Here is a 17,579-nt window from a genome sequence, read left to right on the forward strand (position 1 = left end):
ATTAAATAAGGAGGAACAAAAATGGCAAAGTCGTATGAAGCAGCAGGCGTGAACATTGAAGCCGGATACGAAGCGGTAGAACGGATGAAAAAACATGTGGAACGTACGAAACGGGCCGGCGTCATGGGTGCGCTTGGCAGTTTCGGCGGCATGTTTGACCTGTCCTCTTTAAATTTGAAAGAGCCAGTTCTCGTTTCGGGAACAGACGGAGTTGGCACAAAGCTGAAGCTAGCGTTTATGATGGATAAACATGATACGATTGGCGTGGACTGCGTCGCGATGTGCGTCAACGATGTTGTCGTACAAGGAGCAGAACCGCTCTTTTTTCTTGATTACATCGCGTGTGGAAAAGCTGTACCGGAAAAAATTGAGAAAATCGTCCAAGGTGTAGCGGATGGCTGTGAGCAGGCGGGGTGTGCGCTCATCGGCGGCGAAACAGCAGAAATGCCTGGTCTATATGAAGAAGAAGAATATGATATGGCTGGTTTTACAGTCGGTGCTGTTGAAAAGAGCAAAGTGATCACTGGTGAAGATGTAAAAGAAGGGGACGTCTTGATTGGTCTTGCATCGAGTGGCATTCATAGTAACGGTTATTCGCTCGTGCGCAAAATCTTTTTTGAAAAACATAACCTCGCTGTTGATGCGAAAGTAGAAGGTTTGTCTGTTCCACTAGGTGAAGCATTAATTGAACCGACGCGCATTTACGTGAAGCCTGTTCTTTCTGTATTGAAAGAAGCAAAAGTGAACGGCATGGCGCATATTACCGGCGGTGGATTCGTCGAAAATATTCCGCGTGCATTACCGGATGGACTTGGGGCATCAATCGAAGCAGGTTCATGGCCGGTTCCGGATATCTTCAACGTTCTTGAAACGTATGGGGAACTTGACCGCGAGGAAATGTATAACATTTTCAACATGGGTATTGGCTTCGTCTTAATTGTCTCGCAGGAAGAAGAAACAAACGTAAAATCATTGCTTAATGCAGCCGGTGAAACTGCGTACACAATCGGACGTGTTACGGGCGGCGAAGGAGTTACAGTTCAATGACGAAAATAGCGTTATTTGCTTCCGGAAGCGGCAGTAACGTGCAAGCGATCGCAGAAGCGGTGCAAGCGGGATCTGTACCGGCTGAAATCGTCTTAATCGTCTGTGATAAACCGGAAGCATTCGTGTTAGAGCGTGCTGACAAATTAGGCATTCCAACATTTGCTTTTTTGCCGCGAGAGTATGAATCAAAAGAAGCATTTGAAACAGACATCGTATCCCGTCTCCGCGCTGCGGGGGCGGAGTATGTCTTTTTGGCTGGCTATATGCGGCTTATTGGCCCAACGTTACTGGAAGCGTATCGAAATAGAATCGTCAATATTCATCCATCACTGCTGCCGGCTTTTCCAGGCAAAGACGCGATTGGACAGGCATTTGATGCAGGTGTAAAAATTTCCGGTGTGACTGTTCATTTCGTTGATGAAGGAATGGATACAGGACCGATTATTGACCAAGAATGTGTTCGGGTCGATTCCGGCATGACGCGTGATGATTTACAAAAAGCGATTCAACGAATAGAGCACAGTCTTTACCCGAACGTCATAACAAATCTTTTGAATGGAAATAGGGAGGATTACAACCGATGACAAAACGCGCATTGATCAGCGTATCAGACAAAAGCGGTGTAGCAGAATTTGCGAGAGAAATTGCAGCGCTTGGCTACGAAATTGTTTCGACAGGCGGAACGAAGAAAATGCTTTCTGAAGCGGGAGTACCGGTAAAAGGTGTAACGGATGTAACGGGATTTCCAGAAATTTTAGAAGGACGTGTGAAAACACTTAATCCGTATATTCACGGAGGCTTGCTTGCGAAACACGGCGAACCTGATCATCAAAAGCAGCTAGAAGAGCATAATATTCAGCCGATTGATATCGTCTGCGTTAATTTGTATCCATTCCAGCAAACGATCGCAAAACCGGAAGTTACAACTGAAGATGCGATTGAAAACATCGACATTGGCGGCCCAGCGATGTTGCGCGCGTCTGCAAAAAATCATGAATACGTGACAGTGATCGTCGATTCAAGTGATTACGATGAAGTACTTGCTGAACTGAAAGGCGATGGGCAAACAACGCTTGAAACACGCCGTAAATTGGCAGCGAAAGTATTCCGTCATACAGCCGCATACGATGCGATGATTGCCGGCTTCATGACCGATCTTACAGGAGTTGAAAACCCGGAAAAATTAACGGTGACGTATGAGCTGAAGCAATCACTTCGTTACGGAGAAAACCCACATCAAAAAGCAGCGTTTTATGCACAGCCGCTTGGTTCTTCCTTCTCTGTTGCCCGTGCAGAACAGCTTCACGGCAAAGAGCTTTCTTATAACAACATTCGCGACACTGATGCAGCGCTTCAAATCGTCAAAGAATTTAATGAGCCAGCAGCGGTTGCAGTGAAACATATGAATCCATGTGGCGTTGGCGCAGGTTCGACAATTGAAGAAGCGTATTCACGCGCATACGAAGCAGATCCTACGTCTATTTTTGGTGGCATTGTGGCACTCAATCGTCCTGTTTCAAAAGAGCTTGCTGAAAAACTGCATGAAATTTTTCTTGAAATTATCGTTGCTCCTTCATTTGATCAAGAAGCAATCGATGTTTTATCGAAAAAGAAAAACATTCGCCTGTTAACGCTTGATTTTGCGAACGGCAAAAAAGGCGAGAAAGTGCTGACATCTGTTGAAGGTGGACTTCTTTCTCAAGACCTTGACGAATTGTCACTTGCAGATGCAGATGTAAAAGTAGCAACGAAACGGGAACCGACAGAAGAAGAGTGGACAGCACTTAAACTTGGCTGGAAAGTCGTGAAACATGTGAAATCAAACGCGATTGTCGTCACAGACGATAAAATGACACTTGGTGTCGGTGCTGGTCAAATGAACCGTGTCGGCGCTGCAAAAATTGCGCTTGAGCAAGCGGGTGAAAAAGCAAAAGGCGCCGCTCTTGCATCAGATGCATTCTTCCCGATGGATGATACAGTTGAAGCAGCAGCAAAAGCCGGTATTACAGCGATCATTCAGCCAGGTGGATCGATTAAAGATGAAGATTCAATTAAAAAAGCCGATGAATATGGCATTGCGATGGTCTTAACGGGCATCAGACATTTTAAACATTAATAGGGGGACACTTCATATGAACGTACTCGTAGTCGGACGGGGCGGGCGGGAGCACGCAATCTGTAAAAAGGCTGCGGAAAGCCCGCTGGTTGAGAATGTATTTTGCGCGCCGGGCAATGCTGGAATTAGCCGTGATGCACACATTGTTGATATTGATGAAATGAACTTTAAAGACATTGCGTCTTTTGCGAAAGAACAGAAAGTTGGTCTTGTAATCGTTGGTCCGGAAAACCCGCTTGAAGCCGGGATTACTGATTACTTGAAAAAAGAAGGGTTAAACGTATTTGGCCCGAATCAAAATGCAGCCATTTTAGAAGGAAGCAAATCGTTTTCTAAAATGATGATGGAAAAGTACAACATTCCAACAGCTCGTTATCAGTCTTTTGAAGACTATGATGCAGCAAAAGCGTACATTGAGCAAGAGGGTGCGCCGATTGTATTAAAAGCAGACGGTCTTGCTGCGGGTAAAGGTGTAACAGTAGCGATGACGCTTGACGAAGCACTCACATCTCTTGAAGACATGATGCTTGATAAAAAGTTTGGCGATGCGTCTGCACGTGTTGTCGTTGAGCAATATTTGCAAGGAGAAGAATATTCACTGATGGCTTTTGTTCACGGTGAAAATGTTTATCCGATGGAAGCCGCACAAGATCATAAGCGTGCGTTTGATAACGATGAAGGCCCGAATACAGGCGGCATGGGTGCATATTCGCCAGTACCGCATATTTCGCAGGCGATTAATGATCAATCGGTTGAAGAAATCATTCGTCCGATCGCAAAAGGCATGGTTCAGGAAGGACGCTCCTTTACAGGTATCATTTTTGCCGGTCTTATGCTGACGGAAGAAGGACCGAAAACGATTGAATTTAACGCTCGTTTCGGTGATCCGGAAACGCAGGTTGTGCTGCCACGTCTTGAAAATGACCTAATACAGGTTATGCTCGATGTATTAGATGGAAAAGATCCTGAGCTATCGTGGAAAGACGAATCTGTTTTAGGTATTGTTCTTGCTGCCAAAGGCTATCCAGAAGCATACGAAAAAGGCAATGAAGTGAAAGGACTTGATAACATTGAGTCTGCATCTGTTATTCACGCCGGCACGTATACAGAAGGAGACGGCGTTATCCGTGCAAATGGAGGACGTGTCCTGCTTGTGACGGGAAGCGGAGCGAATCCGACTGAAGCACAGAAAAAAGCATATGTAAAAATGAAAAATATTGATACTGAAAATTTCTTTTATCGCAGCGATATCGGCAGCCGTGCCATTTCGAAAGCGGGATTGTAAAAAGAGTAACTGTCTCATTTGAGGCAGTTTTTTTTGTGAAATCGGGACTTTGTTAAAAGAGGATTTCAATAAAATGTCCCAATTAACAACGATATGCAAGTTTCTTGCCAAAGTGTCAAATATTCTTCACACTTTCAGCTTTTCCTTAGTGCGTTAACATGTGATATATGATAAGATGATGGCAATCACACGTTTTGAAAGCGATGTCATTTTGAGAGGAAAGATTGTCATGTCTGATTTAAAACATAGATGGAAAAATAAACAGCTGCGTGAACAGGTCGCAGTTCTTAATCTCGAAAAAGCACCAACACTTGTTTTGCAAAATGCCCGTTACTTGCATTCAACGTTAAAGCGATGGATGAGCGGAAACATTTGGATATATGAAAATCGTATTGTCTATATCGGAGATGAAATGCCGGCGTCAGCTGATGAAGTTTTCGACTGTACTGGAAAAACGATTGTACCGGGGTATATAGAGCCGCACGTTCATCCATTTATGCTGTATAACCCGAAGACGTTTGCTGAATATGCTGCTAAACGCGGAACGACGACACTCATTAATGATAACTTAATGATGCTGTTGACACTTGAAGAAAAGAAAGCGTTTTCTTTAATTGATGAACTGAACCGACAGCCGGTGTCGATGTACTGGTGGTGCCGGTATGATGCACAGACGGAGCCTGATAATGAAGATGATATTTTTGCAAACGGTGCGATTAATTCGTGGCTTGAGCATGATAGTGTCATTCAAGGCGGTGAATTAACAGGGTGGCCGAAGCTTTTAGATGGCGATGATATGATGTTGTACTGGATGCAGGAAACGAGAGGAATGAAAAAACGAATTGAAGGCCATTTCCCGGGTGCTTCTGAAAAAACATTGACGAAAATGACGCTGTTCGGTGCAGACGGCGATCATGAATCAATGAGTGGAGAAGATGTACGTAAGCGACTCATGAATGGAATGATGGTGACGCTCCGCCATTCATCGATTCGTCCGGATCTTGAAAAATTGTTGACGGAAATGAAAGAAATGGATCTCGATCAATATGATATGATGATGTTCACAACAGATGGATCGTCACCATCGTTTTATGAAGATGGCATTATTGATAAAATGATCAAAATCGCCATCGATTACGGTGTTCCGCCGATTGATGCATATCATATAGCGTCTTATAATGCGGCTCGCTACTATCGGATGGAGCATCTGCACGGCATGATTGCACCGGGACGGGTGGCGAGTGTTAATATTTTAACAGATGAATTTCATCCGAATCCGGAAGCGGTTCTGTCAAATGGAATCTGGGTCAAAAAAAGCGGAATGGATACATCTTCTTTCCCTGATGTTCAATGGCAGCAGTTCGGTCATACGAAAATGCGCTTTGATTGGGAATTGAGTGAGGATGATTTGCAGTTTTCAATGCCATTCGGAATTGAAATGGTCAATAATGTTATTACGAAACCGTGTCATGTAATGAAAGATGTGGTAGGCGAGAATTTCTATATGGAGGAAGATCAAAATTATCTGGTGCTCCTCGATTATGAAGGTAAATGGCGTGTAAACACGACGATTAAAGGCTTTGCGACGAATGTGGAAGGGTTTGCTTCTTCTTTTTCAAGTACTGAGGATATCGTTTTAATTGGAACAGTAAAAGAGGAAATGCATCGGGCGTTTGAACGGATGCAAGAGATTGGCGGCGGCATTGTGCTTACAGAAAATGGGAAAATTCTTCATGAAATTCCACTTCCATTGTCCGGCATTATGTCCGATCAGCCATTTGAGACAGTTGTTGAGCAAGAACTGAAATTGAAAGAATTGCTGTTACAGCGTGGATATCAATTTAATGACCCAATTTATACATTATTATTTTTAACATCGACTCATCTTCCATATATTCGGATTACATCGCAGGGCATGTATGACGTTATGAAAAAAACGGTACTCTTTCCGACGATAATGCGTTAAAATGGTAAAGTAAAAACTGTTTTTGGAGTGTCGATATGAAAAAAAAATGGATTGCATTGGCAGCTGCATCTATATTACTTAGCGGCTGTGCAAGTTCACGGTCTGTCAATAATAGTGAACGAAATGAAATAAATCCGCTTACCGGTGTAGAATCGGCGGATACGGATCGGCGCGCGGTAGCAGTCGTCATCAGCAATTCTACAGAAGCCCGTCCGCAGACGGGGTTAGAAGATGCAGATATTGTATATGAAATGCTGGCAGAAGGTAATATTACTCGATTTCTGGCCATTTATCAAAGTGAGTATCCTGAATTTGCCGGTCCAGTTCGCAGCGCACGTGACTATTTTGTTGAAATTGCCATGGGCTACGATGCACTATTTTTAGCGCATGGGTACAGCCCTGAAGCGAAAGAAATGTTATTTGACGGGAAAGTCGATCAACTAAACGGTATTCAGCACGATGGCGATGTCTTTAAACGTGATGCATCTAGACAGGCGCCTCACAATTCATATGTATATTTCGATAAAGTGTTAGATAGGGCGAAAGATAAAGATTACAACATGGATTCTTCTCCAGCACGACTGTCTTTTTTAACAAAGAATGAGGAAGAATCATTGAACGGAGAGCCTGCTTCGAACGTCGTTGTTCATACATCGAAAAACGAATCATTCGATGCCACATATGAGTATGATAAAGAATCGGAATCGTATCATCGTACAATAGGCGGTGTAGAGATAAAGGCTGACAATATTTTCGTCATCGAAGCGGACCATCGTGTCGTTGATGCAGCGGGCCGGCTTGATATTAATCTTACATCTGGCGGTGATGCCTTTTTAATTCAAAAAGGCATCAAGAATATGGTCAAGTGGCAAAATAAAAATGGACAGATTGTGCCGTATAAAGAAAGCGGTGCTGCCCTCAAAAAAGGACAAACGTGGATTCACGTTGTACCTGCCTCAAGAGGGCTGAATAGTACAGTTGATGTGGAAAATGAAGGTGAAGGGAATGGAAGTTGATTATGCAGATAGATAAACTGCGTGGAAAAGCACTCGACCAGCTGTTTCAAGCGGTTCTCTCGCTTCGTGATATGGAAGAATGTTATCGCTTTTTTGACGATTTGTGCACGGTTAATGAAATTCAATCGCTTGCACAACGTTTAGAAGTAGCACGCATGCTTCAAGAAGGAAGAACGTATCATAAAATCGAAACCGAAACCGGCGCCTCAACGGCCACCATTTCACGTGTGAAACGTTGTTTGAACTATGGCAACGACGGATATGAATTCGTGTTAAAACGTGTTCATGAAAAAGAATAATGACAAAGCTGTCTCTTTTCGGAGAGACGGCTTTTTTATAGGTAAAAAAGGGATGAATGTTCACGAAAAACGAGATTACGTCCCTCTAAAGAGAATTTGTTCACGAGAAATGAGATTTACTTACGAAGGCGAACTCTGCTTTTCGATGTTATAATATTAAGTTGTAACTGAATGATTGGAGGTTTCTACGCATGTATGATGTTTGTGAGTGGCGGCATGTGTTTAAATTAGACCCGAATAAAGAGATTGATGATGAGTTGCTTGAACGCGTATGCGAGTCTGGGACTGATGCGGTTGTTGTCGGCGGTTCGGACGGTGTGACGCTTGAAAATGTACTTGATTTAATGGTGCGCGTGCGTCGTTACCCTGTGCCTTGTGTACTGGAAGTATCATCAATTGAGATGGTGACGCCGGGCTTTGATTTATATTTTATTCCAACTGTCTTAAACAGTACGGATGCCAACTGGATTACTGGGCTTCATTATGAAGCGATGAAAGAATATGGCGAACTGATGAATCCAGACGAACTTATTGTTGAAGGCTATTGCATTGCCAATCTAGACAGCAAAGCGGCGAAATTAACAGGAGTTCAAACAAAACTGGATGCAGAAGATGTTGCCGCGTATGCCCGCATGACCGGCCATTTATTGAAGCTGCCGGTATTTTATTTGGAATATAGTGGTGTGTATGGTGATATAGCAGCTGTTCAAAAGGCGGCGAATATTTTGCGTGATTCAGACACGACATTTATATATGGCGGGGGAATCCGAACGGCAGAGCAGGCGAAAGAAGTCGGACAGTATGCCGATGTCATCGTCGTTGGCAACGCAATTTACGATTTTCCAGAAGAATCATTAAAAACCGTCGCAGCGGTTAAAAAATAGTGTATAATAAAGAACGAATGTTCTGAATGGTGGTGACAGTATGCAATTTTTAACAGATCGATTATTAAAGGGTTTAAATCCAGAACAGCAGGAAGCCGTTAAAGCGACAGAAGGACCGCTTTTAATTATGGCGGGTGCCGGCTCAGGTAAAACACGCGTCCTGACACATAGGATTGCGTACTTAATTGTCGAAAAAGAAGTGAATCCATATAATATTCTTGCGCTGACATTTACAAATAAAGCTGCACGCGAAATGAAAGATCGTATTGGAGCGCTGCTCGGCGGTGTGTCAGAAGAGATCTGGATGTCAACGTTCCACTCGATGTGCGTACGTATTTTGCGTCGTGATATTGACCGAATCGGCTACAGCCGGAATTTTACGATTTTAGATACAGCGGATCAATTATCGGTGTTGAAAAGTATTTTAAAAGACTTGAACATTGACCCGAAAAAATTTGATCCGCGCGCTTTGCTAGGGGCGATCAGTTCGTCGAAAAATGTGCTTATTGACGCAGCTTCTTTTGCGAAACAGCAAGGCGGATATCAAGATAAAGTAACGTCTGACGTATATGCAGAATATGAAAAGCGTTTGAAGAAAAACCAAGCGCTTGATTTTGACGATTTAATTATGTTGACGATCCGTCTGTTTGAGCGAGTGCCGGAAGTACTTGAATTTTATCAGCGGAAATTTCAATATATTCATGTCGATGAGTATCAGGATACCAATAAATCCCAATATACACTTGTGAAATTACTAGCGAGCCGTTTTCAAAATTTATGTGTCGTCGGTGACAGTGATCAGAGTATATATCGCTGGCGTGGTGCGGATATTGCCAATATTTTATCGTTTGAAAAAGATTATCCCCACGCGAAAGCTATTTTTCTCGAGCAAAACTATCGTTCAACGAAACGGATTTTGCAGGCAGCGAATGAAGTGATTGAGAACAATTCAAATCGGAAGCCGAAGAAGCTCTGGACGGAAAATTCAGATGGCAAAAAAATCGCTTATTTTCGTGCAGACAGTGAGCGAACGGAAGCAGAATTTGTTGCTGGAAAAATAAAAGAAATATGTTCGACAGGAAGGGAATTGTCCGAATTTGCAGTTCTGTACCGGACGAATGCTCAGTCACGTCTTATTGAAGAAACGCTTATGAAGTCGAATATTGACTACACAATCGTCGGCGGCATTAAGTTCTATGACCGAAAAGAGATTAAAGACTTACTTGGATATTTGCGTCTTATTGCGAATCCGGATGATGATATTAGCCTTTCACGTGTCATTAATGTACCAAAGCGGGGGCTCGGCTCGACGTCGCTTGATAAAATTGCCCGCTATGCGCAAGAGCATGATATTTCGATGTATAAGGCCCTTTCGGAAGTGGATTTTATTGGGCTTAGCGGAAAAGCGGCGAATGCGGCCGCCGGTTTTCGTGACATTATTAACATTTACACACAGCAGCAAGAGTATTTGTCGGTTTCGGAGCTTGTAGAACAAGTTATTGACCGTACAGGCTACGTGGATATGTTAGCGGCTGAGAAAACAATTGAATCACAGACGAGAATTGAGAACATTGAAGAATTTTTGTCTGTTACAAAAGCGTTTGAAGAATCAAGCGAAGATAAAACGCTCGTTGCTTTTTTAACGGATCTCGCACTCGTCGCAGATATAGACAAGCTTGGAAAAGAAGAAGAATCAACGGAATCTGTTGTGCTTATGACGCTTCATTCCGCGAAAGGGCTTGAATTTCCAATCGTCTTTTTAATCGGTATGGAGGAAGGCGTCTTCCCACATAGCCGCTCAATAATGGATGATGAAGAAATGGAAGAAGAAAGAAGACTAGCATATGTTGGGATTACACGAGCCGAAAATGAGCTGTACATGACGAACGCCGAAATGCGGACATTGTATGGCCGGACAAATATGAATCCGGTATCTCGCTTTATTAGTGAAATTCCGGAAGAGCTGCTTGAATCTGAAAACCCAAAACAGCAGGCGAAAAAACCAGCTGTATTTGGACAGAAAAGCCGTCCTGTTATGCGTCCGCAAACGAATGCGGCTGCTCAGCTGAACTGGAAAGTGGGCGATAAAGCAATACATAAAAAGTGGGGAACAGGTACCGTCGTGGCAGTGAAAGGAAGCGGCGACAGTACAGAACTTGATATTGCATTCCCAAGTCCAACGGGTATTAAACGGCTTCTAGCTCAATTTGCACCAATCGAAAAAGCGTAATAGAAAGGACGACGAATATGGATGTAAAAGCGGCTGAACAGCGTGTGCAGGAACTTCATGATACGTTAAATAAATATAGCTACGAGTATTATGTAATCGATCAACCGTCCGTTCCCGATTCGGAATATGACCGGCTTTTAAATGAGTTGTCCAATATTGAATCCATGTACCCGCAGTTGCAAACACCGGATTCACCTACGCAGCGTGTAGGCGGTGCAGTGCTTGATGTGTTTCGGAAAGTGCGTCATGATGTGCCGATGTTAAGTCTTGGCAATGCATTCGATGAAGCAGACCTGCGTGATTTTGACCGGCGTGTCAGCCAATCGATTGGTAATGTACCTTATTCATACGTGTGTGAATTGAAAATTGATGGTCTTGCGGTGGCGCTGAAATATGAGGATGGCTTGTTTGTGCAAGGAGCGACGCGCGGCGATGGAACAACGGGTGAAGATATTACGGCGAATTTAAAAACGATTCACTCCATCCCGCTCCGTCTGAAAAAGCCGTTTACGATAGAAGTACGCGGTGAAGCGTTCATGCCGAAGCAGTCGTTTATCGCACTTAATTGCATTCGAGATGAACGTGGTGAGGAACCATTCGCTAATCCGCGCAACGCAGCAGCAGGATCACTGCGCCAGCTCGACCCGCGTATTGCAGCCAAACGCAACTTGGACATTTTTCTTTACAGTATTGGAAACCCGGAAGCGATCGGTGCGGAATCTCATAGTGAAGGGCTTGATATGTTAGATTCACTTGGCTTTAAAACAAATAAAGAGCGTCAAGTATGTAAAACGATTGAAGATGTTATTAACTATGTGAAAAAACAGTCGGAAAAGCGGACGAAGCTGCCCTATGAAATTGATGGGATTGTCGTCAAAGTGAATTCACTCAGCCAACAGGACGAGCTCGGTTTTACGGCGAAAAGTCCCCGCTGGGCAATCGCTTATAAATTTCCAGCTGAAGAAGTCGTTACAAAGTTGACTGGTATCGTGTTAAGCGTCGGAAGAACAGGTGTTGTGACGCCGACTGCGGTACTGCAGCCGGTACGTGTTGCTGGAACGACAGTTGGACGCGCATCGCTTCATAACGAAGATTTAATTCGAGAAAAAGACATTCGCATAGGCGATATGGTTGTTGTGAAAAAAGCAGGCGACATTATTCCAGAAGTCGTCAGTGTTTTGTTAGATCGCCGTACAGGTGAAGAAGAGGAATTTCACATGCCGGCTGAATGTCCGGAATGCGGCAGTGAACTCGTCCGGCTAGAAGAAGAAGTGGCACTTCGTTGTATCAATCCACAATGCCCAGCGCAAATACGTGAAGGTATGAATCATTTTGTTGCGCGTAACGCAATGAATATTGACGGTTTAGGTGAAAAAGTCATTGCTCAGCTTTATCGTGAAAAACTCATTAAAGATGTCGCAGATTTATATTCTCTAGAAAAAGAGGCTCTCATTCAACTTGAACGGATGGGCGAGAAGTCAGCTGATAATTTATTGGCAGCAATCGAATTATCAAAACAAAATTCACTTGAACGATTATTGTTCGGACTTGGAATCCGCCATGTTGGAGCCAAAGCAGCGAAAACGCTCGCAATGGAATTTGGCACAATTGACCGACTAAAAGAAGCATCTGAAGAAGATCTGACAGCGATTCATGAAATCGGCAGTAAAATGGCTGATGCGATCGTTCTGTATTTTGAACAGCCAGAAGTAGCGGGATTAATCGAGAAATTGAAGACAGCTGGTGTTAACATGACGTATGATGGACCGATGCGCGTTCAAGTGGCAGAAGGGGATTCACCGTTTGCAGGAAAGACTGTCGTCTTGACAGGCAAACTTGAGCAGCTTACAAGAAACGAAGCGAAAGAGCGGATTGAAGCGCTTGGTGGTAATATTGCAGGAAGCGTCAGCAAAAAAACAGACATTGTCATCGCCGGTGCAGAAGCTGGTTCAAAGCTTGAAAAAGCGGAAAAATTCGGTGTGGATGTCTGGAATGAACAACAATTAATGGATGAACTTACAAAATAAGAGGTGGCTTTTTTGAAGAAAAAATGGGTTCTCACAGCAGTGTCCGCTATGCTGCTCGTAACAGGATGTGCACCGGCTTTGCAAAATAAAGATGAAGTGACACAGGGAAATGGTGAAGAGCAGACAGCAATTATTCCGAGCTATCAAATTTCAGAAAACTTTTACCGAACGATAGTTCCTTTTGAGGAGGGAAAGGCGCGCGGGATGATTGTATCTAATTTGAATACTCGCTATGATATCGTTGAATTTGAAACGGGGTTAATGAGGATTGCACAAGAAAACTTTTCACCGGAGACGCATTTCTTTCGAGATGGACAGACGCTTGAAGCGGATGTTGTTCGATCGTGGCTGAGCCGCAAGTATACAGATGCTCAGCTGGCAGAAAAAGAAATGACAGCAGAAGAGAATCTGGGACTGAATCCGATTGATACTGGTGAAGGCTCCGTGGATGAACGAAATGAACGGGCACCGATTTATTTGGCACACATTATGGAGCAAAATTATTTAACAAAAAAAGAAGATAATTCATTGCAGTTGGATGGGGTTGTCATCGGCCTTGCGCTAAATTCGGTTCACTATTATCAAAAAGAACAATATGGTGCAGAGTATGAATTTACGATTCCAGATGAAACGATTGAAGAAGAAGGAAAGAAAATTGCCGCGCAAGTTGCCGCGCGTCTTCGGGCGATGGATAAAACAAAAAATGTGCCAGTGACGATTGCTTTATTTCAACAGGCACCGAAAAACTCGGTTACAGCAGGCAATTTTATTGCCTATACACATCTGGATGCAGGTGAAACAGAAACGAATGATTGGAAAAATATTAACGAAGAATATGTCCTGTTTCCGTCGACTGCAGCAGAAGAAGCACATCGAGAAGACGCGACATACTTTTTGAACTTTAAGCAGGATATGGAGAAATATTTTGATAACTTTAATGGCGTTATCGGCCGTGCGCTTTACAGCGGTGGTGAATTGTCCAGTTTGAAAATTGAAATTCCAATTCAGTTTTATGGCAAGGCAGAAGCAATTGGATTTACACAGTTTGTGACAGGACTTGTCATGGATCATTTCCCGGCGTATATACCAATCGAAGTAAGCATTACGTCAATGAACGGAACGGAAGCGCTCATCGTCAAAGCAGCCAATGCAGAGGAACCTTATGTGCATATTTATGAATAAGAAGAATAGCCTGATTTGGACGTTATCGTCAAATCAGGCCTTTTATTTCCTCATACAAAAAATTATATGAGAGCAATTTTTAAAATACAATAATAAAAAAGAAGATGAAGGGATAGTGTGTATGGACGAGATCGTGTTATTAGCTCTAGGCTTAACATTGTTTGCCGGATTGGCAACAGGTATTGGCAGTGCGCTGGCTTTTTTTACATCGCGTACAAACACGAAGTTTCTTGCCTGGTCACTTGGATTTTCAGCAGGTGTCATGATTTACGTATCAATGGTCGAAATATTTGTGAAAGCAAAAGGTACGTTAGTTGAGGAACACGGAGAATCAGCCGGTTACTGGTGGACAGTTATCGGCTTTTTTAGCGGTATGGTCATCATTGCGCTTATTGATCGATTCATTCCATCCGTTGGGAATCCCCATAATGTTAAAACGGTGGAAGAATTCCACACGGAACCGACACATGATGAGTATGCACGCTTGAAAAAGATGGGGATCTTTACAGCAATTGCAATTGCGATTCATAATTTTCCGGAAGGGATTGCGACGTTCGCTTCGACCATACAGGACCCGAACCTTGGCATTGCCATTGCAGTCGCTGTTGCGATTCATAATATCCCCGAAGGCATTGCGGTTGCTGTTCCTCTTTACTTTGCAACAGGCGACCGGAAAAAAGCATTTAAGTGGTCCTTTTTATCGGGACTTTCTGAACCGATCGGTGCCCTCTTTGCCTGGCTCATCTTAATGCCTTATTTAACGGATACGATGTTTGGGATGATATTCGCTGGTGTAGCAGGGATTATGGTGTTCATTTCTCTTGATGAATTGCTGCCGGCCGCACAAAAATACGATCAGACGCATCTTGCTATTTATGGCGTCGTCTCGGGAATGTTCGTCATGGCATTAAGCTTGCTGCTCTTAATGTAAAAAAGAAAAACATCTCAAAAGCTGATCACACCGGCAATTGGGATGTTTTTTATATGTAACGAATTGTTAAGCTAAGTACAACAGTTTCTGCACAAACGCTTCATGTGCGGTCTGCTGTTACACGTATTTTCATTGACCAATTAATAATTAAATAGAGAACGGTATGCGTGAAAGTTTGATTTAATTTAAAAATAAAAAATTAAATACTACTTGACACATCGGATTAATTAGAATATCTTAAGTACATCAATATTAACAACAGTTTTTTGCAGCAGATGCACGCACTACACAAGTCGTTAAGAAACAAAATCAAATAAAAAGATGCCGATCAGTCAACTGAAGGCCCCAACCTCTAAACCATAGAGGGCTGGGGTCTTTTTGTTTAAAAAATGTTTGGAGGAGAAAAAATGTTAAGTAGTGTAAAAAATAAAACGTGGCTATTACTCGTATCATTCATTCTTTTACTTGTATTGAGTGCTTGCAACACTGAAACTTCAAATGAAGAAGCAGATGAGGCAAAAGAAGACGGGCAAAAAACGATTCAAATTGGTTATCAAAAATTTGGTACGTTGAATTTCTTAAAAGCACAAGAAACGCTTGAAAAGGAATTAGAACCAAAAGGTTTCACTGTTACATGGACTGAGTTTCCAGGTGGTCCACAATTACTTGAAGCATTAAATGTAGGCAGTTTAGACTTTGGTCATACAGGGGAAGCTCCACCGATATTCGCTCAAGCAGCCGATGCTCCATTAATTTATTTTGCGAATGAGCCAAAAAATCCAAAAGGAGAAGCCATTATTGTACCAAAAGATTCTCCTATTCAAAGTGTTGCTGATTTAAAAGGTAAAAAAATCGCTTTAAATAAAGGATCGAATGTACATTATTTGTTAGTAAAAGCGCTAGAAGCAAATGGACTTAAATATGAAGATGTTGAAACGTCCTTCTTACCTCCATCAGATGCAAGAGCAGCTTTTGAAAAAGGAGTTGTTGACGCTTGGGTGATTTGGGATCCGTTTTTAGCAGAAGCTGAAAGAAAGACAGGAGCTCGTATCTTAGTTGATGGAACCGATTTAGTTAATAATAGAGAATTCTTTTTAGCATCAAAGGAATTTGCGGAAGAGAATCCGGAAGTTTTAGACATTATTTATAGTGAAATTGATAAGGCGGAAACGTGGGTATCTGAAAATAAAAATGAAGCAGCAGAATTTTTAGCCCCTCAAATTGGGATGGATAAGGAAACGTTAGACATTGTACTTGAGCGAAGAACATACGGAATCGAAACGATAACAGATGAAGTAATAAACGATCAACAAGCCATTGCCGATCAATTTTATAAACTTCAGTTAATACCTAAAGAAATTAAAACAAGTGATGCAACATTAGAAACGAAATAATCTGTATGTATAGTAGAAAATAAACAATCAAAGGAGCGGGGGAAATGAACGTATTTTGGTTTATACCGACACATGGGGATTCACGTTATTTAGGCGTTACAACAGGAGGAAGAGCCGTGAATTTACCCTATTTAAAACAAGTGGCACAAGCAGTGGATAGTTTAGGATTTACGGGAGCTTTATTGCCGACAGGAAGATCTTGCGAAGATGCTTGGGTAGTGGCTTCCTCTTTAATACCGGTGACTTCACGAATGAAATTTCTTGTGGCTGTAAGACCAGGTATTACTTCGCCATCACAAGCTGCGAGAATGGCTGCAACTTTCGATCGATTATCCAATGGACGATTATTAATCAATGTCGTGACAGGCGGTGATCCTGTTGAATTAGCAGGAGATGGTTTGCATTACACTCACAAGGAGAGATATGAGCTAACAGATGAGTTTTTAACAATCTGGAGAGAGTTGTTAGAGACAGGGGAATCAACTCTAAAAGGGAAATATTTAGACGTGCAAGATGCCAAACAATTATATCCACCTATTCAAAAACCATACCCGCCATTGTACTTTGGCGGATCTTCAGATATCGGTCATGAAATTGCAGCTGACCATGTAGATGTTTATTTAACATGGGGTGAGCCGCCTGCACAAGTTAAAGAAAAAATTGAGAAAGTGAGAGTGTTAGCAGCTGAAAGAGGTAGAACGGTTAAATTTGGCATTCGTCTTCATGTCATCGTCAGGGAAACAGAACAAGAAGCTTGGGCTGCTGCCAATGATTTAATTAAGTATGTAGACGACGATTTAATTACTGCCTCTCACAAAGCTTTATCAAGGTATGATTCAGTTGGTCAAAAAAGAATGTCCGAACTCCATAATGGAAGTAAGGAAAATTTAGAAATTAGTCCAAATCTCTGGGCGGGTGTTGGTCTTGTTCGAGGAGGTGCTGGTACAGCTCTTGTAGGAGACCCAGAAACAGTAGCTAAACGAATGAAGGAATATGAAGATATCGGTATCGAAACATTTATTTTATCCGGTTATCCACATTTGGAAGAGGCCTATCGTGTATCAGAATTGTTATTTCCATATTTAGAATTAAATCAAGATGTAACAGTGGATCTATCTGAGAATCCCAATATTGTCAGCCCGTTTGGAGAAATTGTTGCAAATGGACTTCTACCTAAAAATTTAGAAGCAACGAGGTAACAA

Annotated in this window: 14 protein-coding genes; all 14 read left to right on the forward strand. The window is 42.5% G+C overall.

The window, feature by feature from the left end; genetic code table 11:
- Positions 1-21 precede the first annotated feature (21 nt).
- The 14 genes from purM to ssuD all read left to right on the forward strand — a co-directional run bounded on the left by purM (position 22) and on the right by ssuD (position 17,576).
- Positions 22-1,047: a phosphoribosylformylglycinamidine cyclo-ligase gene (purM, locus tag AWH49_RS04090; RefSeq protein WP_063964732.1), complete on the forward strand. Its 1,026-nt coding sequence runs from the start codon at positions 22-24 to the stop codon at positions 1,045-1,047.
- Entirely contained in the window at positions 1,044-1,631 is a 588-nt protein-coding gene (purN, locus tag AWH49_RS04095; RefSeq protein ID WP_063964733.1) for a phosphoribosylglycinamide formyltransferase, read from the forward strand. Before purM ends, purN begins: the two co-directional genes overlap by 4 nt.
- Positions 1,628-3,163, forward strand: a complete 1,536-nt coding sequence (gene purH, locus AWH49_RS04100) for a bifunctional phosphoribosylaminoimidazolecarboxamide formyltransferase/IMP cyclohydrolase (protein WP_018395504.1) — start codon at positions 1,628-1,630, stop codon at positions 3,161-3,163. Before purN ends, purH begins: the two co-directional genes overlap by 4 nt.
- Before the next feature lie 16 nt (positions 3,164-3,179).
- Positions 3,180-4,448, forward strand: a complete 1,269-nt coding sequence (gene purD / locus AWH49_RS04105) for a phosphoribosylamine--glycine ligase (RefSeq protein WP_018395505.1) — start codon at positions 3,180-3,182, stop codon at positions 4,446-4,448.
- Positions 4,449-4,677: 229 nt separating this feature from the next.
- Positions 4,678-6,414, forward strand: a complete 1,737-nt coding sequence (locus AWH49_RS04110; RefSeq protein ID WP_063964788.1) for an adenine deaminase C-terminal domain-containing protein — start codon at positions 4,678-4,680, stop codon at positions 6,412-6,414.
- Positions 6,415-6,449: 35 nt separating this feature from the next.
- Entirely contained in the window at positions 6,450-7,430 is a 981-nt protein-coding gene (locus AWH49_RS04115) for a DUF3048 domain-containing protein (protein ID WP_063964734.1), read from the forward strand.
- A 2-nt stretch (positions 7,431-7,432) separates the two neighbouring features.
- Positions 7,433-7,729, forward strand: coding sequence for a YerC/YecD family TrpR-related protein (locus tag AWH49_RS04120; RefSeq protein ID WP_026221837.1), 297 nt, complete (start codon positions 7,433-7,435; stop codon positions 7,727-7,729).
- 191 nt (positions 7,730-7,920) lie between these two features.
- Entirely contained in the window at positions 7,921-8,613 is a 693-nt protein-coding gene (gene pcrB, locus AWH49_RS04125) for a heptaprenylglyceryl phosphate synthase (RefSeq protein ID WP_063964735.1), read from the forward strand.
- 40 nt (positions 8,614-8,653) lie between these two features.
- Complete coding sequence (gene pcrA, locus AWH49_RS04130; RefSeq protein ID WP_063964736.1) at positions 8,654-10,843, forward strand: DNA helicase PcrA; 2,190 nt, start codon at positions 8,654-8,656, stop codon at positions 10,841-10,843.
- A gap of 17 nt (positions 10,844-10,860) precedes the next feature.
- Entirely contained in the window at positions 10,861-12,870 is a 2,010-nt protein-coding gene (gene ligA / locus AWH49_RS04135) for an NAD-dependent DNA ligase LigA (RefSeq protein ID WP_063964737.1), read from the forward strand.
- Between the two features lie 12 nt (positions 12,871-12,882).
- Positions 12,883-14,052 carry a CamS family sex pheromone protein gene (locus AWH49_RS04140; protein ID WP_244886769.1) on the forward strand — a complete coding sequence of 390 codons (1,170 nt, stop codon included), beginning with the start codon at positions 12,883-12,885 and terminating at the stop codon, positions 14,050-14,052.
- A gap of 121 nt (positions 14,053-14,173) precedes the next feature.
- Positions 14,174-14,983 carry a zinc transporter ZupT gene (zupT, locus tag AWH49_RS04145; protein WP_063964738.1) on the forward strand — a complete coding sequence of 270 codons (810 nt, stop codon included), beginning with the start codon at positions 14,174-14,176 and terminating at the stop codon, positions 14,981-14,983.
- A gap of 407 nt (positions 14,984-15,390) precedes the next feature.
- Entirely contained in the window at positions 15,391-16,377 is a 987-nt protein-coding gene (locus tag AWH49_RS04150; RefSeq protein WP_063964739.1) for a sulfonate ABC transporter substrate-binding protein, read from the forward strand.
- A 44-nt stretch (positions 16,378-16,421) separates the two neighbouring features.
- Positions 16,422-17,576 carry an FMNH2-dependent alkanesulfonate monooxygenase gene (gene ssuD / locus AWH49_RS04155; protein WP_063964740.1) on the forward strand — a complete coding sequence of 385 codons (1,155 nt, stop codon included), beginning with the start codon at positions 16,422-16,424 and terminating at the stop codon, positions 17,574-17,576.
- Positions 17,577-17,579 lie beyond the last annotated feature (3 nt).

Source organism: Domibacillus aminovorans (assembly GCF_001643235.1).
Classification (GTDB): Bacteria; Bacillota; Bacilli; order Bacillales; family Domibacillaceae; genus Domibacillus; species Domibacillus aminovorans.